Origin of the sequence: Adlercreutzia muris (assembly GCF_008831045.1) — a bacterium.
GTDB classification, from domain to species: domain Bacteria; phylum Actinomycetota; class Coriobacteriia; order Coriobacteriales; family Eggerthellaceae; genus Adlercreutzia; species Adlercreutzia muris.
Map to the genome: position 1 here is coordinate 1 of NZ_WAJS01000001.1, position 21,128 is coordinate 21,128.

Annotated in this window: 22 protein-coding genes, 1 tRNA gene and 1 rRNA gene; 11 read left to right on the plus strand and 13 right to left on the minus strand. The window is 62.5% G+C overall.

The features are described 5' to 3' along the window. Positions 1 to 106, plus strand: a 5S ribosomal RNA gene (gene rrf / locus F8D48_RS00005); the annotation flags it as partial. A gap of 452 nt (positions 107 to 558) precedes the next feature. Next, positions 559 to 1,092: a phosphatase PAP2 family protein gene (locus F8D48_RS00010; protein ID WP_135970606.1), complete on the plus strand. Its 534-nt coding sequence runs from the start codon at positions 559 to 561 to the stop codon at positions 1,090 to 1,092. Here F8D48_RS00010 and F8D48_RS00015 read toward each other — a convergent pair. Next, positions 1,082 to 2,707: a helix-turn-helix transcriptional regulator gene (locus F8D48_RS00015; protein ID WP_151429460.1), complete on the minus strand. Its 1,626-nt coding sequence runs from the start codon at positions 2,705 to 2,707 to the stop codon at positions 1,082 to 1,084. The two genes, F8D48_RS00010 and F8D48_RS00015, sit on opposite strands and share 11 nt — an antisense overlap. Before the next feature lie 191 nt (positions 2,708 to 2,898). Between F8D48_RS00015 and F8D48_RS00020 the strand changes: the two genes are divergently transcribed. Beyond that, on the plus strand, positions 2,899 to 4,410 hold the full coding sequence (locus F8D48_RS00020) for a flavocytochrome c (RefSeq protein ID WP_236650684.1): 1,512 nt from the start codon (positions 2,899 to 2,901) through the stop codon (positions 4,408 to 4,410). A gap of 139 nt (positions 4,411 to 4,549) precedes the next feature. Here the strand turns inward: F8D48_RS00020 and F8D48_RS00025 are convergent, their stop codons facing one another. Then, positions 4,550 to 4,849 carry a helix-turn-helix domain-containing protein gene (locus tag F8D48_RS00025; protein ID WP_135970604.1) on the minus strand — a complete coding sequence of 100 codons (300 nt, stop codon included), beginning with the start codon at positions 4,847 to 4,849 and terminating at the stop codon, positions 4,550 to 4,552. Positions 4,850 to 5,207: 358 nt separating this feature from the next. Here F8D48_RS00025 and F8D48_RS00030 point away from each other — a divergent pair, with 358 nt between their 5' ends. After that, complete coding sequence (locus tag F8D48_RS00030; RefSeq protein ID WP_170272665.1) at positions 5,208 to 6,419, plus strand: aminotransferase-like domain-containing protein; 1,212 nt, start codon at positions 5,208 to 5,210, stop codon at positions 6,417 to 6,419. Positions 6,420 to 6,689: 270 nt separating this feature from the next. On the opposite strand, the gene F8D48_RS00035 is transcribed toward F8D48_RS00030, so the two are convergent. Both F8D48_RS00035 and F8D48_RS11525 read right to left on the minus strand, forming a co-directional pair. Continuing rightward, positions 6,690 to 6,763: transfer RNA gene (locus F8D48_RS00035), tRNA-Gly, on the minus strand. 71 nt (positions 6,764 to 6,834) lie between these two features. After that, entirely contained in the window at positions 6,835 to 6,990 is a 156-nt protein-coding gene (locus F8D48_RS11525; protein ID WP_160324788.1) for a hypothetical protein, read from the minus strand. A gap of 419 nt (positions 6,991 to 7,409) precedes the next feature. On the opposite strand from F8D48_RS11525, the gene F8D48_RS00040 reads away from it, so the two are divergent. From F8D48_RS00040 to F8D48_RS00060, 5 genes are all read left to right on the plus strand, one after another. Next, complete coding sequence (locus F8D48_RS00040; protein ID WP_236650685.1) at positions 7,410 to 8,330, plus strand: substrate-binding domain-containing protein; 921 nt, start codon at positions 7,410 to 7,412, stop codon at positions 8,328 to 8,330. 4 nt (positions 8,331 to 8,334) lie between these two features. After that, positions 8,335 to 9,195 (plus strand): phosphate ABC transporter permease subunit PstC, encoded by an 861-nt coding sequence (pstC, locus tag F8D48_RS00045; RefSeq protein ID WP_136845907.1) that lies wholly within the window; start codon positions 8,335 to 8,337, stop codon positions 9,193 to 9,195. Then, positions 9,192 to 10,025: a phosphate ABC transporter permease PstA gene (pstA, locus tag F8D48_RS00050; RefSeq protein ID WP_135970602.1), complete on the plus strand. Its 834-nt coding sequence runs from the start codon at positions 9,192 to 9,194 to the stop codon at positions 10,023 to 10,025. Before pstC ends, pstA begins: the two co-directional genes overlap by 4 nt. After that, positions 10,026 to 10,868 (plus strand): phosphate ABC transporter ATP-binding protein PstB, encoded by an 843-nt coding sequence (gene pstB, locus F8D48_RS00055; protein WP_476930791.1) that lies wholly within the window; start codon positions 10,026 to 10,028, stop codon positions 10,866 to 10,868. A gap of 215 nt (positions 10,869 to 11,083) precedes the next feature. Next, positions 11,084 to 11,407 (plus strand): hypothetical protein, encoded by a 324-nt coding sequence (locus F8D48_RS00060; protein ID WP_151429461.1) that lies wholly within the window; start codon positions 11,084 to 11,086, stop codon positions 11,405 to 11,407. Between the two features lie 282 nt (positions 11,408 to 11,689). Here F8D48_RS00060 and F8D48_RS00065 read toward each other — a convergent pair whose 3' ends face one another. Next, the gene (locus F8D48_RS00065; RefSeq protein WP_151429462.1) at positions 11,690 to 12,061 is read right to left on the minus strand and encodes a helix-turn-helix domain-containing protein; all 372 of its coding nucleotides are present in this window, start codon (positions 12,059 to 12,061) and stop codon (positions 11,690 to 11,692) included. Positions 12,062 to 12,244: 183 nt separating this feature from the next. On the opposite strand from F8D48_RS00065, the gene F8D48_RS00070 reads away from it, so the two are divergent. Then, positions 12,245 to 12,604 (plus strand): putative quinol monooxygenase, encoded by a 360-nt coding sequence (locus F8D48_RS00070; RefSeq protein ID WP_205717296.1) that lies wholly within the window; start codon positions 12,245 to 12,247, stop codon positions 12,602 to 12,604. Between the two features lie 121 nt (positions 12,605 to 12,725). Here the strand turns inward: F8D48_RS00070 and F8D48_RS00075 are convergent, their stop codons facing one another. The 5 genes from F8D48_RS00075 to F8D48_RS00095 form a co-directional block, all read right to left on the minus strand. Further along, entirely contained in the window at positions 12,726 to 14,108 is a 1,383-nt protein-coding gene (locus tag F8D48_RS00075; protein ID WP_151429463.1) for an MATE family efflux transporter, read from the minus strand. A gap of 90 nt (positions 14,109 to 14,198) precedes the next feature. Continuing rightward, positions 14,199 to 14,660 (minus strand): MarR family winged helix-turn-helix transcriptional regulator, encoded by a 462-nt coding sequence (locus tag F8D48_RS00080; RefSeq protein WP_151429464.1) that lies wholly within the window; start codon positions 14,658 to 14,660, stop codon positions 14,199 to 14,201. Between the two features lie 435 nt (positions 14,661 to 15,095). Continuing rightward, complete coding sequence (locus F8D48_RS00085; RefSeq protein WP_151429465.1) at positions 15,096 to 15,512, minus strand: YjdF family protein; 417 nt, start codon at positions 15,510 to 15,512, stop codon at positions 15,096 to 15,098. Between the two features lie 233 nt (positions 15,513 to 15,745). Then, a complete protein-coding gene (locus F8D48_RS00090) occupies positions 15,746 to 17,122 on the minus strand; it encodes an MATE family efflux transporter (RefSeq protein ID WP_151429466.1) in 1,377 nt (458 codons plus the stop codon). 269 nt (positions 17,123 to 17,391) lie between these two features. Further along, on the minus strand, positions 17,392 to 18,579 hold the full coding sequence (locus tag F8D48_RS00095) for an aldo/keto reductase (RefSeq protein ID WP_151429467.1): 1,188 nt from the start codon (positions 18,577 to 18,579) through the stop codon (positions 17,392 to 17,394). An 89-nt stretch (positions 18,580 to 18,668) separates the two neighbouring features. On the opposite strand from F8D48_RS00095, the gene F8D48_RS00100 reads away from it, so the two are divergent. Further along, positions 18,669 to 19,355, plus strand: a complete 687-nt coding sequence (locus F8D48_RS00100) for a TetR/AcrR family transcriptional regulator (RefSeq protein ID WP_170272666.1) — start codon at positions 18,669 to 18,671, stop codon at positions 19,353 to 19,355. Between the two features lie 51 nt (positions 19,356 to 19,406). Here F8D48_RS00100 and F8D48_RS00105 read toward each other — a convergent pair whose 3' ends face one another. Genes F8D48_RS00105 through F8D48_RS11835 form a run of 3 tightly spaced genes read right to left on the minus strand, consistent with a single transcriptional unit; the run spans position 19,407 to position 20,994 of the window. Beyond that, positions 19,407 to 20,129 carry a hypothetical protein gene (locus F8D48_RS00105; RefSeq protein WP_151429469.1) on the minus strand — a complete coding sequence of 241 codons (723 nt, stop codon included), beginning with the start codon at positions 20,127 to 20,129 and terminating at the stop codon, positions 19,407 to 19,409. 38 nt (positions 20,130 to 20,167) lie between these two features. Next, a complete protein-coding gene (locus tag F8D48_RS11830; RefSeq protein ID WP_240806144.1) occupies positions 20,168 to 20,611 on the minus strand; it encodes a hypothetical protein in 444 nt (147 codons plus the stop codon). Beyond that, on the minus strand, positions 20,599 to 20,994 hold the full coding sequence (locus F8D48_RS11835; RefSeq protein WP_240806145.1) for a ParB/RepB/Spo0J family partition protein: 396 nt from the start codon (positions 20,992 to 20,994) through the stop codon (positions 20,599 to 20,601). The genes F8D48_RS11830 and F8D48_RS11835 overlap by 13 nt, the downstream gene beginning before the upstream one ends. Positions 20,995 to 21,128 lie beyond the last annotated feature (134 nt).

Consider the following 21,128-nt stretch of genomic DNA (forward strand, 5'->3'; position numbering starts at 1 on the left):
CATGGAGTGGGGGATCACCCGATCCCATTCCGAACTCGGCAGTTAAGCCCCACCTCGCCGAAAGTACTGCGGCGCGAGGCCGCGGGAGGACAGGTCGTTCCGCTCGCAGGGGGCGCTTTCCCATCGCGCCCCGGGCCCGCTCCGGCCCTGCGCCGGCGCTGACGCCCCCGGCGAACGGGGCCGATGCCGTCTTCGGCACCCTGCGGGGTGCCTTTTGCTTTCTGGGCCCCTCTGGTCCTCCGGGCGCGGCCAGGGCAACGCCATCGCCGCCGGCGCCCGTGCGGGGCGCTTTTTTGTTCTCGGGCCGGTTTGCCGGATGGGCCGCGCGCCGCCGCGGCGCCGGGACTCCCGGGCGGCCGGTTCCGCGGGAGGGCCCTTCCCGAAATGCATTAGAATGAGAGACGCCGCATAGGGTGTCTTTTTTTGTTTTTGGGGCCGGTTCCCCGGGGCCGTGCTGTGCGCGATCTCCGCTTCGTCGTCCCGGATTGCAGCCTTTGCGGGCAGTGGCGGGAGGTGAGGCGTCGTGGGGCGGACTTGTCGGAAGAAAGGCGTTTTCGAGTGGTAGGACAGAACGAGCGAGTTGCGGCCTATGCCGAGCGCTATGAGTGTCGCGCGATGGTTCTGCGGGAGCATCCTCGATGCCTGCGGGCCCTTGTGATTGCCAATCGACTGCTGACGCTGCTGTTCTATGGGGCCTATGGGGCTTTGCTGCTGGTGGAGGCCCTCCATGCTCCGCTGCGGCTGGTGCCTCTTGCGGGGATCCCGGCCGTGGCCTTCGGGCTCATAAGCCTTTTCCGGCGCCGTTTCAATGCGCCTCGGCCTTATGAGCGCTGCGCATTCACGCCGCTCATTCCCCGCGAGGGAGTGGGGCGGTCATTTCCCTCGCGTCATGCCTTCTCGGCCTTCGCCATTGCGACGTGCTGGTTCGTTGCGAGCGCTTCCGTTGCCGTTGCTCTTATGACCTGTGCGGGTGCCTTGGGATGGTGCCGCGTATTAGGGGGCGTGCACTTTCCTCGGGATATCGTGGCCGGGGCATTGGCTGGTATCCTTACCGGGGCTGCGACCTTCGCCGCGGCTCTGCTTATGGCTTAGGGACCGGACTGAAGGGTGCTCCGCGATGGCGGGTCGCCTCGACGAGATCGATGACTTCCTGTTTCCCGTGGACTCCGAGCTTGGCGTAGACATTGCGGATGTGCATCTTCACGGTGTTGCGCGAGAGTGTGAACCGCTCTTCCATAAAGGCGAGATCGCGCCCTTGAGCCAGCTGCACGAGCACCTCCTGTTCCCGGCGCGTCAGACCCCACGTGCGGGCAAGCTCGGCGCAGGGATCTTCCCAAAAGTGCTGCGTGCTAGGGGCCTCCGCAGCAGCGTCTTCCACCGGAGCGGATGAGGGGTCGCTGCGGCTGCCGTCAGCGGGGATGGCGCTATCAAGAACGGCAGCGCTGGCTCCGATCGGTGCGGCGGCGGGTGTTTCTGGAATGCTGCTCTCGGTGGTGCTCACGATGGCTTCGGCTTGAGGGTCCGCGTGATCCTCCTCTTCGAGGGCTGCATCGCTTTTGGCGACGAAGAGCAGCATGAGCACGAAGAGGAAGACGATAATGAGCCCCGCTCCTTCGGTGGCCTGGGGAATGACGGTGCTTGCCCAGATCGCTCCGACGGCCATGAGGGCTCCCAGGCCGTGACCTGCGACGGCGAGAAGGCGAACGGCCGCCGCCGCTCGGAGGGGTCTCAGTTGCGAGCGGACGACGACGGCGGAGATGACCCAGATGAGCATCTCGAAGAGGGCGGTGCCGATACCGACGAGTAGGGCGCTGCCGTCGAAGGGCAACAGCGCGAGAAGGGGCCCGAAGAGCAATCCTGCCGCCACGCAGATGGTCGCGATGCGAAAGCAGCCGTTGAGATCGAACGCGGGGAAGCGCCGCACGGCCAGGAGCACCCCGGTGAGAACTACCAGGGCGGCCAGCGTTCCCACGGAATTGCTCGGGGTTTCGCCGCTGCGCATGAAGCCCAGCATGAGGGAGGTTACGGCGATGCACAGTATGACGGAGGCGAGCTGGGGCCGCGAGAGGGGCACCGTCTCGCGGGTCTCATGATCGGCATCCGCGGCAGTGCGGGTGCTGTCGAGCAGGGCGAGGCTGACGCTTCCAGCTCCGATGAGGGCCGCAGCTCCGAGAGCCAGGAAGGTCACGGGGCTTGCGCCGACGGTCTCGCCGACCGATTTCGCCAAAGCCTCGAAAGCGAAGGCCCCGGCCATGGCCACGGCGGTGGTTCGCATAACGAGGAGGTGGGGAAGGGCTGCGAATTCAAAGAGGAGGACGACGCTGAGAAGCGGCCCCACGCATTTCATGAGCAGGGCTCCCCCGATGGCCAGGGGGTTTCGCGGGTCGCCGATTGCGAGGATGAGGGCTACGACTCCGATGGCGAACAGAACGCCGCCCGCGATGACGAACTCCACAAGAAGCGTCTTCTTGCGACGATCGGCCCGGGGGCCCGCAATGGGAAAGGAGCCGATGCGCCAGGCGAAGGCGAGGGCCAAGCCGTAGGTGATGAGGGAGAAGAAGCGGATGGAGAGGTAACCTCCGGGCAGATCCGCCAGAGCCAGGGTGGCATTGTCGCACGTCCACACGCCGGCGAACATGAGCGCGAGACCGCAGCCGGCGCCGAGGACGCTTCGGCGCTCCCTCGATGACGTGGGCGACGGGTTCACGGGCTGCCTCCTCTCGGCCGGTTCCGATGCAGATACGGTGCCCCAGTATAGCCTATTCGGGAAAATACACCCATGGTGGGTGTAGCTCTCACCCGGCGTTTTTCCGATGATGCAGGGGCACTGCGGGAGGGCCCGGCTCAGGCTGGCGCCGGGCCCCTTCTCAATCCATTCTCATTTCGGAGGGAGCAATCATGAACGGATTCATCAACGGCATCGCAAGCCCGTCGGGCATGGAGGCATCGCGGCTGCTGAGCCGCCGCGGCTTTGTCGCCGGGATGGGGGCCACGGCGGCGCTGGTGGCTCTCGGCGGTTTCGGTCTGACGGGCTGCACGCCGTCGAAGGCGGCCAGCGAGAGCCCGGCGGAGAGCGAGGACTACGATGCGGTGATCGTGGGCACGGGCGGCGCGGGCCTGTCGGCCGCCATTGCCGCCTACGACCGCGGCCTCACGAATATCGTGATTCTGGAGAAGATGGCCGTGAACGGCGGTAATACCAACTACTCCTCGAGCGGCATGAACGCCTCGGAGACGACGTTCCAGAAGGATCAGGGCATCGAGGACAGCAACGATGCCTTCGCCGCGGAGACGCTGGAGGGCGGCCATGACACCGGCGATCCCGAGCTGGTGCAGTTCATGTGCGACAACTCGGCCGGCGCCATCGACTGGCTGGACGGCCTCGGCATCAAGCTGGACAACATCACCATGACCGGCGGCATGTCCACGAAGCGCTGCCATCGTCCCACGGACGGCTCGGCCGTGGGCCTGACCCTGGTTCCCGGCCTCATGGCCGCCGTGGAGGAGCGCGGGATTCCGGTGAAGATGAGCTGCGAGGCCAAGGAGCTGCTGAAGGACGGCGACGCCGTGGTGGGCATCGCCGTGGATGACAAGGGCAAGGCGAAGAACCTCAACGCCCGCGCCGTTATTCTCGCGACGGGCGGCCTCGGCGCGAACCAGGATATGGTGACGAAGTATCGCCCCGATCTGGCGGGCTATGTGACCACCAACCAGCCGGGGGCCACGGGCGATGGCTACGTCATGGCAGAGAACGCCGGCGCCGAGCTTATTCAGATGGATCAGATTCAGATTCATCCCACCGTTGAGCAGGAGACGTCCACCCTGGTAGCCGAGGGCGTGCGCGGCGGCGGAGCCATTCTCGTGAACACCGAGGGCAACCGTTTCTTCGACGAGATGTCCACGCGCGACAAGGTGTCGGCAGCCGAGCTGGAGCAGCCCGGCGGATTCGCCTGGTGCGTGTTCGACCAGCAGGTCTATGACGCCAACAAGGCCATCAGCAAGTACGACGACGCCGGCATTGTGCAGCAGGGCGCCAGCGTGGCGGAGCTTGCCAGCGCCATCGGCGTGGACGCCGCGGCCCTGGCCGACACCATCGCCGCCTACAACGCCATCACCACCGACGGCGCCGCCGACGAATTCGGGCGCACCGAGGGCTGCATCGCCTTCGTCGATGGCAATATGTACGCCATCAAGGTGGCGCCGGGCATTCACCACGCCATGGGCGGCATTCGCATCAACACGAAGAACGAGGCCCTCGATGCGAGCGGGAACCCGATTCCCGGGCTGTACGCGGCCGGCGAAGTGACCGGCGGCATTCACGGCAACAACCGCATCGGCGGCAATGCGGTGTGCGATATCGAGGTGTTCGGCAAGAACGTCGGCGAAGTGGTGGCCGAGGCCTTGGCGTAAGGTGGGCGATCCCGGCCCCGCCGTTGGTGGCCGGGATCGTTTGGACCCTCCCCGCGGCGCTGTGCCCTCGGGCGCCGCCTGATCCCTCATAGGCGAGCCCCGGCTCCTCCCCGCCGGGGCTCGCCCGTTGCTGGAGGGGCTAAGGACGCAGGGCGCCCCCGATGGGACCGGTCGCTCCTCTGCCGAATTCCTCGGCCACGCGTCGCCGTCGGCCACTCAACTCGGCGGCCATGGCCTTGGTGAGGAAGCATTGGGTGCCGAGGCCCAGTACGAAGCACAGGCGCATGAACTCATCGGTGCGCATGGGGCGATTCTTCCGCAGTACGTACCAGAGGCGCTTGCCGTCGATGTCGGCGCGACGCCCCAGCTCCGCGATGCTCATGCCGCGTTCTTGGCGGGCAAACTCGATTCTTTGGGTGATGAGGTCTGCATAATCCATGGGATTCCTTTCTCCTACCAGCCCTGCAAATATGCCGAAATCCCATTATGCCGCCAGACGCGTGATCTTCTCGGGCCTAGAAGCGCGCGGCCCAGGCAGCCTCAGGGGAAGGGGCTCGTCTGGGGCTCTGCGGGGAAGGAGAGAGGGTCGTCTTGCCGGACGGTTCTCGCCGCACGAGGCTCTCAGTCGCCCATGCGGTAGCCGAATCTCATCACGGTCTGGATGTAGCGGGGGTCGGCGGAACCCGCTGTCGTGCGTGTTCCCGCCCCACTTCGGCGCGTTGGCAAAAAACTGGGGTAAGCGAGGGGCGGTTCGTGGAACAATGGTAGGGAGAGTTCCCAGCGAGCGGAGGCAACCTATGACCACGACTGAAACTGCAACGGAGTTCGCCATCGACGAGCTGCTGTCCGACGGCATCACCAACACCCCGCCGTCGTTCGTGCGCGCCATTCTGAAGGCGGCGTCCGATCCGGCTATCACGTCCTTTGCGGGCGGCCTGCCCAATCCTATTTCCTTTCCCCAGGAAAAGCTCATGGAGTCGATGCAGCGCGTGGTGGCCGAGCGTGGGCCTGAGGCCTTCCAGTACTCGATGACCGCGGGCATTCCCGAGCTGCGGGAATGGATCGCCGAGCGCTACAACCACCGCTTCGGCACCGACTACACCGCCGATGACGTGCTGGTGACCACCGGCTCGCAGCAGGTGCTCGATTTGCTGGGCAAGGTGCTGCTGGACAAGGGCGACGGTGTCATCGTGGAAAAGCCCACCTACCTCGCCGCTATCCAGGCCTTCGCGCTACAGCAGCCGGTGTTCCGCGAGGTGGAGCTGACCGAGGAGGGCCTGAACACCGACGAGTTGACCGCGGCGCTCGAAGCCGGCGCGAAGATGATCTACCTCATTCCCAACTTCCAGAATCCCACGGGCCTGACCTACACGGCCGAGAACCGCGCGAAGGTGCGGGAGATTCTGGCTGATCGCAACATCGTGGTGGTGGAAGACGACCCCTATGGCGAGCTGCGCTTCGAAGGAGAATCCCTGCCCTATATCGGGGCCACGGCGCTGCCCCACGGGGTGGTCATGGGCTCGTTCTCGAAGACGGTGACGCCGGGCTTCCGCATGGGCTATCTGCTGACGAAGGATCATGAGCTGCTGCGTCGCCTGAACACGGCCAAGGAGGCCGCCGATTTGCACACCAACGTGTTCTCCCAGTTCGTGGTGTTGGACTATCTGCGCCACAACGACTTGGACGAGCATCTGGTGAAGATTCGCGACCTGTACCGCGACCAGGCACAGGCCATGACCGATGCCATGGCGGAGTTCTTCCCGGCCGAGGTTGCGTTCACCAAGCCCCAGGGCGGTATGTTCCTGTGGGCGACGCTTCCGGCGGGCATCAACACCATGGATCTATTCCCGAAGGCGCTCGCGCGCTGCGTGGCCTTCGTGCCCGGTGAGCCCTTCTACGCCGAGCCGGGGAGCTATTCCACTATGCGTCTGAACTTCACCAATGCCGATGCCGACACCATTCGCGATGGCATCCGTCGCTTGGGCGAGGTAATTGCCGAGGCGCTATAGGGCTCTGGGGTCTTTCGGGCCTATTGACGAGGAGCAGCCCGCTCGCGCGTTTCGGCGCCGGGCGGGCTGCTTTGGTTTCGGGGTGCTGTGGACGCGCACGATGACGAGTTCCCGGGGGTGACGTGCTCGGCCCGAGCCTGAGCCTATGGAAGCAGCGGCGAATGACCGCGCCGTTCATGGGCATCCTTTCTGGGAGGAGTCGCTCGGGTGGCGCCAACCGGGCCCGAAATGCAAAACGGCCCCGTCGAGGGACGGGGCCGGAGGGTTCGCTGGAGCGGGCGACGGGAATCGAACCCGCGTGGTCAGCTTGGGAAGCTGAAATTCTACCATTGAATCACGCCCGCAGTGGGAAAACATTATACTCTAACCTCCTTAACACCCTTAGGTATTTCAGCAAATCATCACGAGCGTGCGCCTAGGCGGCGGCTCGAAGGAAGCTCATGTAGCGCTTGCCGATCCCTATGCCTGTGTTGGGCGCGTAGGCCGCATAGAGGTCGAGCGTGTAAGCGGAGCTCGCATGCCCCATAAGGACTGAGACGGTTTTGATGTTCTCGCCATAGGTTTCCTTCATAGTCGCTTCCTCTCGAATGTGAGGCGGCCAGCGTCGCTGACCGCGATGATGGGGTGTTTGGATAAACGTCACAACGATGCGAACGCCCCAAGCGCATGCTTGCGCAGAGCGCGCAGTTGTGACACAACTCGAAATGAGTATTCGATGCGGTTATCAAGGTGCCTGCATTCCGTATATATCACCGATAGTTCCGGGGATGCACATTTCACGAGCAAGGCTAAAACTCTGCGATTCATCCGAGAAAAAGATGTTCCAAATTGAGAAGAAGGTGTCCCGTTTCGATTTGCTCTGCCGTGAAACTTTGCAAAGACTTTACGGGCCTCTGACAAGGCGCACTTACAGCTTGGCCATACTTGAGCAGAGCCTCCTCTTAGGCTCCCTCCTGTGAGAGGAGGCGTCTTTCAGAGAAAGGAATCGACATGACCAAAAACATGACAAGAAAAGTACTCACTATCGCTGCGGCGGCGATTCTCACGCTCGGAATGATGAGCGCCTTCGGCTGTTCTTCACCCGAAACCCAATCGGGGAGTCCCAGCGCATCCGAGGCGCAGACGAGCAATCAGATATCGGTTTACTCGCGTGAAGATGGCTCGGGCACGCGCGGTGCGTTCATAGAGCTTTTCGGCTTGGAAGAGAAGGACGCGAGCGGCAACAAGATTGACATGACGACGGATGCAGCCGCCATCACTAACTCTACTTCCGTGATGATGACGTCGGTAGCGAGCGACCCCGACGGTATCGGATACATTTCTCTCGGCTCGCTCAACGATACTGTCAAGGCCGTCAAGATCGACGGCATCGAGGCAACGGCGCAGAACGTGAAGAGCGGCGACTACAAGGTGTCCAGGCCATTCAACATCGTGTTCGCCGAGAACCTCAGCGCACCGGCACAGGACTTCGTGGACTTCATCATGAGCTCCGATGGTCAGGCGATCATCGAGGATAACGGCTACATAGGCGTTGACGAGAATGCGGCTCCCTTTACTGCTACTGGCGCAAGTGGCAAAGTTGTGATCGCGGGGTCCTCCTCGGTCACCCCCATCATGGAGAAGCTCGCCGAAGCGTATAAGGCCGTGAATCCTGACGTAACCATCGAGGTTCAGCAATCCGACTCCACCACCGGCGTCAACATGGCCATCGAGGGCACGTGCGACATCGGTATGGCATCGCGTGACCTGAAGGATTCGGAGGCTTCGTCCGGGGTCAGCGCCACGGCTATCGCCAAGGACGGAATCGCCGTGATCGTCGCCCCCGCATCTGTCGTCGACGGCCTCACCAGCGACCAAGTGAAGGCGATCTTTTCTGGCGAAGCGCTCACGTGGGCAGAAGTGATCGGCTAACTATATGTCGAAGTCTGCAAGGAAAGAAGGCTTTGCAAGGGTGCTGTTCACCCTCGCTGCCGCGATTTCGATCTTGGCAGTTGCCCTGATATGCGTGTTCCTCTTCGCCAACGGGCTTCCGGCGATGTTCCAGATCGGCATCCCCGAGTTCCTGCTGGGCACCACCTGGAAGCCGGGAAGCGACATGTACGGCATCTTTCCCATGATCGTGGGGAGCATCTACGTGACCGCCGGTGCCATCCTCGTCGGTGTTCCGGCGGGCATCCTGACGGCGATATACCTGTCGCGCTTTGCGGGCAGCAGGGTCGCATCCGTTCTGCGGCCGGGCATCGAGCTGCTCGCCGGCATCCCCTCTGTCGTGTATGGCTTCTTCGGGTTGATGGTGCTCGTCCCCTTCATCAGGATGACGATGCCTGGCAGGGGCCTTTCGCTTCTGGCAGCATCCCTGCTGCTGGGGATCATGATCCTTCCCACCATCATCACCGTGGCGAAGAACGCCCTCGATGCCGTTCCGAGAAGCTACTACGAGGGGGCCCTTGCCCTGGGCGCAACCCATGAGCGGGCCGTGTTCCGCATCCTCGTGCCTGCTGCGTTCTCGGGAATCATGGCGGCTGTCGTGCTAGGAGTCGGGCGTGCGATCGGCGAGACCATGGCGGTCGTTATGGTCGCGGGAAACCAGCCCGTCATACCGAACTCCATCTTCGACGGCGTTCGCACGATGACCGCAAATATTGTTCTGGAGATGGGCTATGCCGCCGACCTCCACAGGGGCGCTCTCATAGCAACCGGCGTCGTGCTGTTCGTCTTCATCATGCTCATCAGCCTCCTGTTCAGCGCCATCAAGAAGCGGGGTGAGGAGCGATGACATCGAAGATTCTGCGCGCTCTCGTGTACGTGGGAGCCATCCTCACGGCTCTGGTCCTGGCGGGGATCGTGGGATACATCCTTATAAACGGCATCCCTCATCTCAAGCCCTCCCTGTTCGAGTGGACCTACACTTCCGAGAACGTCTCGCTCATGCCCGCTCTCATCGATACCATCCTGATGGCCCTGCTTGCTTTGGCGCTATCTGTGCCGACGGGCGTTGGCGCGGCAATCTATCTGGTGGAGTACGCGCGCTCATCGAGCCGCTTCGTGAGGGCAGTCCGCATGACAGCAGAGACGCTCCAGGGCATCCCCTCAATCATCTACGGTCTGTTCGGCTTGCTCTTCTTCACGACCATGCTCGGATGGGGGCTTTCCCTCATTTCCGGCGCATGCACGCTCGCCATCATGGTGCTCCCCGTCGTGATGCGCACTACCGAAGAGGCGCTTCTCGCTGTCCCCGAATCCTACAAGCAGGGCGGCTTCGCATTGGGGGCGGGCCATGTCAGGACGATCTTTCGCTGTGTGCTGCCAAGCGCGCTTCCTGGCATCGTGGGCGGCGTGCTGCTTGCCCTTGGCCGCTGCGTTGGAGAGGTGGCCGCGCTCCTCTTCACCGCTGGCACCGTGGCGCAGATCCCCGATTTCGGTGGACAGGGCATCTTCGCAATCTTCGATTCGTGCAGGACGCTTGCCGTCCACATGTACGTGCTCGCAAGCGAGGGCCTTCACATGGACGAGACCTATGCAACAGCCGTCGTGCTCCTGATCCTCATCGTGATTCTGAACATGGGAGCGAACTTCGCGGCAAAGAGACTTAAGAGAGGAATGTAGATGATGGACGCAGTCACAGCACCCGAAAAGAGAATCATGGAACCTGAGAAGGAGCAAAGCATGCAGAGCGCGCGGGCGGAAGCTGCCGGCGCTGAAGCGAAGATGGGCGTTGAGGGACTCGACCTTTACTACGGAGAGTTCCATGCTCTCAAAGACGTCACGCTCGATTTTCCGAAGAACGAGGTGACGGCCCTGATCGGGCCTTCGGGATGCGGCAAGTCGACGTTGCTCAAGACCTTGAACCGGATGAATGACCTGGTGGACGGCTGCCGCGTGGACGGGTGCGTCTCCTTGGATGGCGACGACATCTATGGTGGCCTGCCGGTCAATGACCTCCGCCGCCGCGTGGGCATGGTGTTCCAGCAGCCCAATCCCTTCCCCATGAGTATCTACGACAACATCGCCTTCGGCCCGCGTACTCACGGGATCAAGGGCAAAGAAGAGCTCAACGTGATTGTGGAACAGTCGCTCCGTGATGCCGCCATCTGGGATGAGGTCAAGGATCGCCTGAAGAAGAGTGCCCTTGGGCTCTCGGGTGGCCAGCAGCAGCGTCTGTGTATCGCACGTGCGCTTGCCGTTCAGCCTGAAGTGTTGCTGCTTGACGAGTCCACGAGCGCACTCGACCCGATATCCACGGCGAAGATCGAGGATCTGGTCACCGAGCTCGCATCGAAATACACCGTGATCATGGTCACGCACAATATGCTGCAAGCCATTCGCGTATCTACCAAGACCGCGTTCTTTCTCCTAGGGGAGATGGTTGAGGCAGGTGACACGGATGCGTTGTTCACGCATCCGAAAGACAGCCGAACAGCCGACTATGTGTCAGGTCGCTTCGGCTAAGCAGAGCGAAATAGCGGCACTCCAGGCGATGACGCTTGCGATGATGCCAGATTGCAGATTCGGAGCGTATCACATGAAGAACCTTAGATCGAGAATTGCCATCATCGTCACGTGAATCGCGGCTTTAGGAATCGTCTGCGCCATGCTCTTCGTCTACTCGCAGTTCGTCAACGAGAAGTTCTATGAAGAGGCGAAGCGCAACTTCTCGGAGGTCTATGAGCTGCATCATCAACGGACTGAAGGACGAAGCGAGGACATCAACGGGTGTCTCCAGCATCGTCTACAGATGGCTTGACGAGATTGGCATACCTAAGGGGAGGGGCCGTAAATCGAAGTTAAGGAACGGGCGCATCCAGCAGTTGACGGAGACGCTTGCCATGTTCGACAGGATGGGCTGCCGCCCGACCTCGAAGGAGTCTATCGCAAGGCTCTCGGATCTGAGGGAGCGGTTAGATGACGCCTGCGGCAGATACGGCAACCAAAACGCTTTCGTGTTGTATCTCGGCTTTCTCTCCCGACTCACTGACAAAGCCACGTGAGCCTGTCACTATACTCGTACATGTCAAAGCCTTCGAGGCTTTGTAAGGGCCGGTTCCACCGGGACTGGCTCTAGTTTTATTTAGGCGCACGATCGGGCCACATTCAAGTTGGCGATACGGCGTACATCTAGGCCGCTGCTCTCCCTGGCCGCTTGTTGAGGAGGCGCCTCTAGGCTCCGATGAGTCCGATCATCTCCGCGATGTCCTCGGTGATCATCTGGACTTTGGGGACGGGATCGTGTTTTACCTTCGCGGAGATTATGGCGTACGAGAAAGCTGCCTCTACGCGAACAGCACGGCGTAGCAGACGATGCCGGCGAAGAATGCCAGGATCGCCGCGCCGATGCCCAGCAGCACGCGGATGTACTTGCGCATGGCGGCCTTGCCTCCCTCCACGTCGGCGTAGATGGACGACAGCTGCTTCTCCGACTCGTTCAGGGCGCGCACGTCGCCCACGTCCAGGCCGCGCACCAGCTCGTCGAGGCTGATGTCGAAGTAGTCGGCCAGCAGCACCAGGCGCTGGAAGTCGGGATAGGACTGCCCCGATTCCCACTTCGATACCGTCTGCCGCGATACCCCCAGCTCGAAGCCGAGCTCTTCCTGGGAGAGGCCCCGCTTCTTGCGCAGGGCCATGAGCCGCTCGTTGAATTTCATGGCGCTTCCTTTCCTCGATGCCAGTATGAGCACACTTCGATTCAATCGGAAGGGCCGCCGCGCATCTACCAACCATGGTTGGAAATCTGTCAACCAAAGCTGCCATCTGCAGTGGGTTAGCCGGGAGGTCTGCGCGATTTACCCCGTGCCGCCCCTCTTCGGTGGGAAGAAGATGCCGGCGGGATGTCAAGGGAACCGCCCCCTCGACATCTGTTCATCACCGTGAACATCTACTACCACGGCGCCGACGGAAGCGCCCGGCGGTTCGCCGAGGAGATGACGGCCTCGGGCACGGTGGATGCCATCCGCGCCGAGCCGGGCAACCTCCGCTACGAGTACTTCGTCCCCCTGGCCGGCGGCGAGACCGTGCTGCTCATCGACAGTTGGGAGGACCAGCAGGCCCTCGACGCGCATCATGCGTCCCCGATGATGAGCGCCATTGCCGCGCTGCGCGAGATGCACGACGTGCGCATGACCGTCGAGCGCTACGTGACCGACGAGGCCCACGACGCCGCGGCCGACCGTGCCTTCGTGCGCGAGTAGCCGGCGGCCGCCCCGAACCTGTCTTTCTCGGGTGTCAGGGGAATCGTCCCCCTGACACCCCGCCCGTCAAGGGAACTGTTCCCTTGGCACCTAACGATTGCGGTCAGCTCAAGAGTATGTATTAGGCAGAGGTTTCTGCATGCTCGGCATTTGCCATCTCGCTATCAGATAGAACTCCTTTCGATTTAGCGACAAGGACAAGAACCAGAAGGAACGAGAGCAGGTCTCCGATGGGCTGCGCGGCTATGATGCCCAGAAGACCAAAGGCCCAAGAGCCGATGAGAAGCGCGGGTATGAAGAAGATGCCCTGCCGTCCGATGGCTATGAGCGCTCCCTGCTTCGCCTTGCCAAGTGCCAGGAAGAAAGCGGAATAGACAGCCTGCACACCGAAGGTGGCGAAGCTCAATGCGTTCCAGAACAGGGCGGTCGCACCGATGGAGACAATAGTGGCGTCTTCCTGACTGAATGCCGATAGCAGAGGTTCCGCGAAGATGATGAGCGTCACGGCAGTGATGCAAGCGAAAGCCGTCTCCCAGATGCACGCCGTCTTCGTGGCCTCCCGCACCCGATCGAACCTGCGGGCCCCGTAGTTGAAGCCCGCGAAGGGCTGATAGCCCTTGACGAAGCCGAAAGCCACCATGCTCGCCAGGTTCATAATGCGCGCCACAATACCGAGCGCCGCCACGGCGGCATCCCCGTAAGCTGCGGCGAAGACGTTGGTGAGCCAGAGCGCCACCGAGACGAGCAACTGATAGGTCAGGCTGGGAACACCGATCTTGAGCACCTGCGCGTACATCCCCGCCGTGGGCTTGAGATTTCGCGGCGACAGGGCGAGGCTGCTCTTGCCGCGCAGGAAGTACGAGAGGTAGACGCAGGTGGTCAGAAGGGTTCCCACAAGCGTCGCGACGGCGGCTCCTGTCACGCCCCATCCGAGGGCGAAAATCATGATGGGGTCGAGCACGATGTTGGATATGCCACCGAGCAGCATGGCTACCATGCTCACGGTCGTCGCACCCTCGGAGACGATGAGGTTGTTGGCGGTGGCGTTGAAGGCGTAGAACGTCATGGCGATGAAGAAGGGGACGGCGTAGGCCGCCGCATACGGCATCATGGTGTCCGTCGCGCCTAGAGCACGAAGGAACGGCTCCGCGAACGCGACGAACCCGGCCATCAGCAGGACCGCCACGGCCATCGAGGTCGCCAGCGACGTGGAGGCGCACTCGTTCGCCTCGCTACGCTTTCCCGCGCCGAGTAAACGGGATATGTAGGATGCCGCGCCACCGCCGAACAGGAGGGCCAGTCCGAGCATGGCGGTGGCTATGGGGGCGAACAGCGACACAGCGGCCATCTGGGACCCGCCGAGATGCCTGACGAAGAAGGCGTCCACGACGTTGTAGAGGGCCGACACGCTCATGCCTATCAGCGTCGGTGTTCCGAGCTTCAAAAGCGCGCTCTTCACCGGAGCCGATCTCAAGAGCTCTGTTCTGTCTTGACTTTTCTGCATATGCTTCCTTTCGTATAGTAACTATACTATATAGTATCTAAACTATTAGGGTCGAAGAAAGGGCACCCTGGGGTGCCCGAGGCGGACGCTTTAGTTGGAGGCTTCTTCTAGCGCATCGTCTACCATGGCCTCAAATGAGGCGAGAACCTGCTGCAGGACGGCGAACTCGGCCGCTTTCATGCTGCCGAGGAAGTCCATGAAGTCGCCCGACCTTTTCGCATGGTATTCCCTGTGGGCTTTGTATGCCGCGTGACCGCTCTGGGTGAGCAGTATCCGAACCTCGCGATCGTCCTCGGGGGCGGGCACCTTCTCCACATATCCCTTGTCGAGCAGTCGGCAGATCATCTGCGATACGGCACCTTTCGTTATGCCGTGCATCTCGGCGAGCTGGGTCATGTTGATATCGGGGTTCGTCCCGATGGTATCTATGACGTGAATCTCGCGCTGGGTGAGCCTAATGCCATCCCCATAAGTGAACGGCATCTCTTCGAGCCGCATGTACTTGTGCAGCACGCGCTCGATGGCCTTCGCCTCTTTCACCCCCTTGCGCATGTCTCCGCTCCTTTCAAAATAGTTTATATGCTATACTATTTTAGGATGGACTTCGCTTCTGTCAAGAGCGCTGTCTGTAAACTTCATTTCTCCACAGCGCAAGCGAGCGGAACATGTGCAAGGCTAGTTTGCTATTTGGATGGCACTAGAATCTAGGTCGCTGGTCTCTTTCCCGTTCGCTAGATGACGCGATCTCCGGCAAGATAGTTGCAGGTATGCCGAGGTCTTCGACTCTCTGCGCCCCACTTGATTCCAAAAGACGATTGAACTGCGCGCTCCCCGGTGTCTTCGAGCCTCCTCACTCCGCCCGATCGCAACAACGGCTCCAGCCGCTCGCGTGTCAAGGGAGCCGTCCCCTTGACACGCGAGCGGCTGCGGGGGCCTGCCACCCATGTCGCGCATCGTCGGCGTAAACAACCTATTGGCACACGACACCTAGTGCCCGCGGTGCTTCTGCTTGCGCTTCTCCGTCCGCTTGGCGAACTGCTCGCGCTCGCGCCCTTCCTTCTGCTGCCGGGAAAGCGCCTCGCCGGATTCTATCGCCATGGCGCGCTGCTCTGCGAGCGTCTGCTGCGCCTTGGTCCCGCGCCAGGCGTCCGATCGCATCTCCTTCTCGATCATGCGGCGGAGCCTCTTGGGGTTGATGCGCTTGGACTCCTTGGCCTCGACCTGGACCTCGTGCGTGAAGCGCAGGTCGTTCCAGCGGTCGCGGATGAAGTCGAACACCTCGGGCGTGGTGGGCTCTGCCCCGAAGACGTGCTTCGCCACGCTGTAGCCGTCACCGTCCTCCGTCTCGACGAGGCCGACCCAGAACGGCTCCTCGAAGCGCACGGTGAGTTTGCACAGGCTCATCGTTGTTCCTCCTTTATGTCGATGACGAACCTGAAGGAGGGACAACCAAGGAGGCAGGTTACTGACGGCTCGTCGCAAGAGGGCGGCCGCACCCCGACTACCCGACGGGGTCGTGTTTTTACCTTCTGGGGAAAGTATACCGCAGGAGAAACGAAAAACCCTCCGCCTGAAGATGGAGGGTTTCGGCGAGCATGTTTCTGACTGCCCGTCATGGGCATGGGGCAAGACGGTCGCTACCTTGACAGATTCCTTCGCTCCCACAGCTGGAGGTAGACGAAGCCGACGAGCGCGGGAAGAACCGGTGCCGCCGCCTGCGCCGTGTAGATTCCGATGAAGCCGCAACCCAGGGGGACGGACAGGAGCCAGGCCAGCCCTGCCCTCATGGCGAATGCGTCGATGAGGGAGTTCGCCAGGGCCAGCTTCGGCGCGCCCGAGGCCAGGGCGAATGAGTCGAGGGCGTACATTGCCGCGTAGAAGATTCCGTTCACGCTGCAGGTGATGCGAAGGTAGAGGACTGCTGCGTCGATGAGCTCCCGGCTCGAATCCCCGAAGAGCGAGACGAGCCATCCCGCGCCCAGCTGCACGGCGATCTGGATGCCCACAGTGACGGCAATGGCCATGAGGCAGCCCGACTTGGCGAATGCGACCGCCCGCTCGGGCATCCTAGCTCCGATGCTCTGCGAGACTGCGGCGGAGACGGCCTGGCCGACGCCCCAGCAGGGCAGCCCCGCGATGGTGCTTATCTTGAGGCCGACTCCGGAGGCGGCGGCGATGGTCGGGCCGTAGGAGTTGAGCCACGCGGTCACGAGGACGTAGGAGAGGTTGATGACGGCCTGCTGCACGGCCATGGGGGCGCCCACGCGGAGGACATCCCGTGCGGCCGCGATCGCTTTCCCCCGCTCCCGGGCTTCGCGCATGGAGCGGAGCACGCTCCGGGCAGAGGCGTACCTGCGCCGCGCGAGCCACAGGGCGAAGACCGCCCCCGCGCCCTGGGCGGCCACGGTGGCGATGGCGGCGCCGACCACGCCGAGGCCGGCGCCCGCGATGAGGATGAGGTCGAGGGCTACGTTCGCTGCGGCAGAGACGGCCATGATGGCGAGGGGGCCGGCGGAGTCCCCCTGCGCCCGCAGGAATGCGCACGCCGCGTTGAGCAGGAAGAGGCCGGCTGTGCCCAGAGAGACGACCTCGAGATAGGCGGCTGTTTGGGCGAGCGAGGCGTCGGGAACGCCCATGAGGGTGAAAATGGGCTTCGCGAACGCGCAGCCTGCCAGCGTGATCGCCGCAGCCCCCAGAAGGGCGACCCCGAGAGATGCGGCGAAGGCGCGGCGCTGCCCCTGCTCGTCGCGAGCACCCACGCGGTTGCCCACCGCGACGGTGCAGCCCGACATGAGCCCTATGGCTATCGAGCTGATGATGAAGACGATGGCGGAGGCGTTGCTGATTGCGACAAGCCCCGTCTCGCCGACGACGTTGCCAACAATGCCCATATCGACGAACTGGTAGACGTATTGGAGGAGGTTCGCCGCGACGAGCGGGGCGGAGAACGCTGCCAGGCGCTTCGGGGCGCTTCCCTCCAGAAGGGATGACGTGTGATCTGCAGATGCTGACATGGAAAGCCTTTCGATGGGGTGAGAACAAAAAGGAACGGACGCATGCCCGTTCCCGTGCCCATCGTTCGTCTGCGCAAGCCGAAGCAACCCGTAGCGGGTTGCGGGAGCCGACGATTTATCAGGCTTCGCTCCGGTCAGCGTCTCGTCTGTGTGCTTCCGGAGCCGCCCCAATGCAGAGCTTCATGGCTGTTCCTGTCGATGCGATTACTCAAGCACATGGATTATCTCACCGGGCGCATGGGCTGGCAAGGGACGCTCGCACGCTAGCGCTAGCGGCTCATCAGTTTCACGCCGAGCCTGACCAGGGCCGGGAGGCCGGGAACCTGAAGGCGCCGCTTCACCGATGTCAGCTCGCTGGGGATCCGAATATGCTGGGGGCACTTCTCAAGGCAGGCTCCGCACTTGACGCAATCGCTCGCGAAGCGAGCATCGCCCACCATGGCCCCCGATGCCGTGATGTACTGGTGCATGCCCTGGTACCAGCCGTGAGCGAAAGACGTGTTGTAGGCAGCGAAGCACATGGGGATGTTGATTCCTTTGGGACACGGCATGCAGTACCCGCACCCCGTGCAAGGAATCCGGTAGTTTTGCGCGATGTGCTCACGGGCTTTTTCGACCGCATCCGCCTCAGCACCTTCGAGCGGGCCAGGGAGTGCCGATTCGGCCGTCTCGATATTCTGCGACAGTTGGTCCTGCGTGTTCATGCCCGAAAGCACCACCGTCGCTTCCGGGTGGTTCCATACCCAGCGAAGGGCGAGCCGTACCGGATCGTCGCTCAGGCCGGCATCGGAAAGGGCGCGCCGCGCGCCCGCTGGCAATTCGCCTGCCAGCTTGCCTCCGAGAAGCGGCTCCATGACGATGACGGGCAGGCCACGCTCTGCCGCTGCCATGAGGCCCGCCGTTCCCGCCTGATAGTCCTCGTTCATGTAGTTGTACTGAATCTGGCAGAAATCCCAGCCGAAGGAATCGAGCAGCGCAGGAAAATCTGCCTTGGGGCCATGGTATGAGAAGCCTATGTTGGCGATCCGGCTCGACCTCTTCTGCTCCGCTACCCAATCCTCGAAACCCAGAGAGCTCAAGCGATCCCATGCCGAAGCGCTCGTTACGTTGTGGACAAGATAATAATCAACATGGTCGGTGCGAAGCCTCTCAAGGGAGCGCTCCAGATACGTATCGAAATCGCCTGACGCCTCGCATCGCGCTATCGGCAGCTTGGTGGCGATATAGACCCTCTCCCTCAGGCCGGGGTTGCGAGCGAATATCTCGCCCAGAGCAGCCTCGTTCCCGTTGTACAGATAAGCCGTGTCGAGGTAGTTGATGCCGCGCTCGACAGCTTCCACGATGAGCCGCTCAGACGCGTCAATATCGATGCGTCCTCCAGAAGAAGGGAACCTCATGCAACCGAAGCCGAGCGCCGACAACTCGTTGCCATTCTTGGGATCGGTCCTGAATTGCATCGCGAGCACTCCTTGCGTAAAATTAGTTGCACAATGCAATTAACTATAAGTTGCGATGTGCAACTTGTCAAGGAGGCGGTAGAGCTACCGTGACTGAAGAAGATCGGACGTACCAACGCGCGCGGACGCGTGAGCAGAAGAGCCAAAGGCTCGATGGCATCCTGGATGCCACACGATCGATACTGGATGAAGGCTCGTACCACGATGTCACCTTGAGCGCCATAGCCGAAAGGGTCGGGTGCTCGCGCGCCAATCTCTCGCACTATGTCGGTTCTAAAGAGGAGATACTCCTGCTCCTGTACATCCGGTCATTGCGGGAGATCTTGGAAGCTATGAAAGAGATCGACCCCGGTTCTTTGGACGTGTCCTCCATAACAGGTCTCGAGGCCGCTTCGGACACTCTAGCGGCGATGCTTGCCTCACACAGGGACTTCGGAAGACTTGGGGCGCTTTTGACGAGCATCATAGAGACCAATGTGCGCCTGGAATGCCTCGTCGAATGCAAGCGCGAGATCATCGGAATGATGGCAGATGGATCGAGTCTGCTCGTTGAACGCGGCCTCTTCGACGAGCTGGCTGACTCCACCAGGTTTCTCATGGACCTGTCGGACTATGTCGCTGGGCTCTACCCTGCGACCCACCCGCTCCCCATTCAGCGAGCCGCCTGCAAGGAGACGGGGTATCCGATCCTGTCGTATGAGGAGTCGTTGCGTGACTTTCTGACCGTTCAGCTTGTCGGCTATAAAGTGTTGAAGGAGAAACGGGACGACTCGTGACCCCGCAGGCGGAAGGCCCGCCGACCCGAAGGCCGACGGGCTTGCGAGCTGCTATGCGGCAACCTGCTGGCCGCGCGGCTTGATGCGCGCCGTGCCGCCGTGGACGTAGTTGGTGCAGTTCCACGAGTAGTCGCCGTCGTGGTCGCACTTGGCGACGTATGGCAGGTCGGGGTACGTGACCTCCCTCCTGCCGTTCAGGGCATCGACCTCGACCGCGATGCGATTACCGCTCGGCTGTCCGAAGCCGACGACCGGGAAGACTTCCCACTTGCCGCGAATACTGTCGAACATCCACACCTCATCGCCAACCTCAAGCTCGCTTGCGGGCACGTCCACCGAGTTTAGGAACTCGCCGAGACGAAGCTCTTCGGGCATGGACGCGTCGAAGCTGCGGAGCATATCGTCGAACTTGTGCCAGTCGTGCTCCTCGCCGGGCTCGAACGCGCGCATCCCGACAGCGTTCCAGTCCTCGTCGTACTCGATCCGCAGATGCTCGGAGATCCGCCAGCCGTCGATGACGTAGACGCCGTTGTCGCCGGGGTCCATCTGGCGGTCGGTGGTGTAGGGGTCGATGCCGAGGGACGTGCTTCCCCCGAAGAAGTTTCCCATGACCTGGCACATGCGCGCCCAGCCATACGCGTCTTGGCTCGGCGGCCGGTAGCCCTGCAGCTCGCAGTACTTGAGAAGCGGCTCCACGGTGTCGCGCCCTCCGTTCCAGTGAAGGTAGAGCCCGACCTTGCGCTCGGGCGTGGTGATGACTGCGCAGTTTCCCATGATGACCTCCTGGTGTTCGCGGCGCTCATTAGCTACGCCTATCGGTGGCGGGCTGACAGACGGATGCGGAGGACTTCCAGGTCGCGCGACCACGGCTCGTAGCCGCGCTTGAGGACGCGCTCCGGGAGGCCGGGCACGCAGGCCGGGATGGTGCGCATCAGGATGAACTGGTCGAGGGCCTTAGCCTTCGGCTCCTTGAAGCCCTCCCAGGCGTCGTCGGGCTCGCACTCGTAGCAGGCCTCGAAGGCCTCGTGCGCCCACCGGCGCAGCTTCGTCTGGCCTTTGGCGGGGAACTTCGGGTAGATGGACTTGGCGAACTCCGCGATGCGGCCGCCCATGGCATCGAGCGTCGCCTTGCGCCCCAGGAAGGCCTCCGTCTCCGCGACCTCCTCCGGCGTGGGCTGGTAGACGTGGGACTCGTCGTCGCAGTAGAAGGTGACGTCCGCCCCCTCGCCCCAGGGCTGGGGCCTCACGACGGCCACGAGACCGGGGCGCCCGCAGTCGCCGCTGCATCGGAGACGGGCACGCCCAGCGAGAGCATGGTCTGGATGCTGCGCCCGCGCTCGGCCTCGGTCTGCTCGCGGCGGTGGTTGTTCTCCGCGTTGAGGATCTGCGCGATCCGGGCGTCGTCCCAGCCGTCCATCACGTAGGCGTCGGCCTCTTCGAGTCCGAGCGACTTCATGGCGGCGGTCCTGCGGTGTCCTGCGACGAGCTGGTAGGCCTCGCCGTCGGCCACCGCGATGAGCGGCGTGATCTGCCCGTTCACCTCGATGCTCCGCGCGAGCCCCGAGACGTCGCCCAGCTCCTTGCGGTTCTGGTAGCTGCTCTCGACGCATCGGGAGAGCGGGATCTTGGTCGTTTCCATCTTTCAGACCTCCTTTAGCCTTGTCGGCTCGCCCCCTTCGGGCTCGCCTTGCGGCCGGGCTGGCGCCGTGCGAACGTGCGGGCTCAAGGCGACCGGGGGCCGAGGCGTAGGCGGGAGGCCTGATGGCGCGGCCC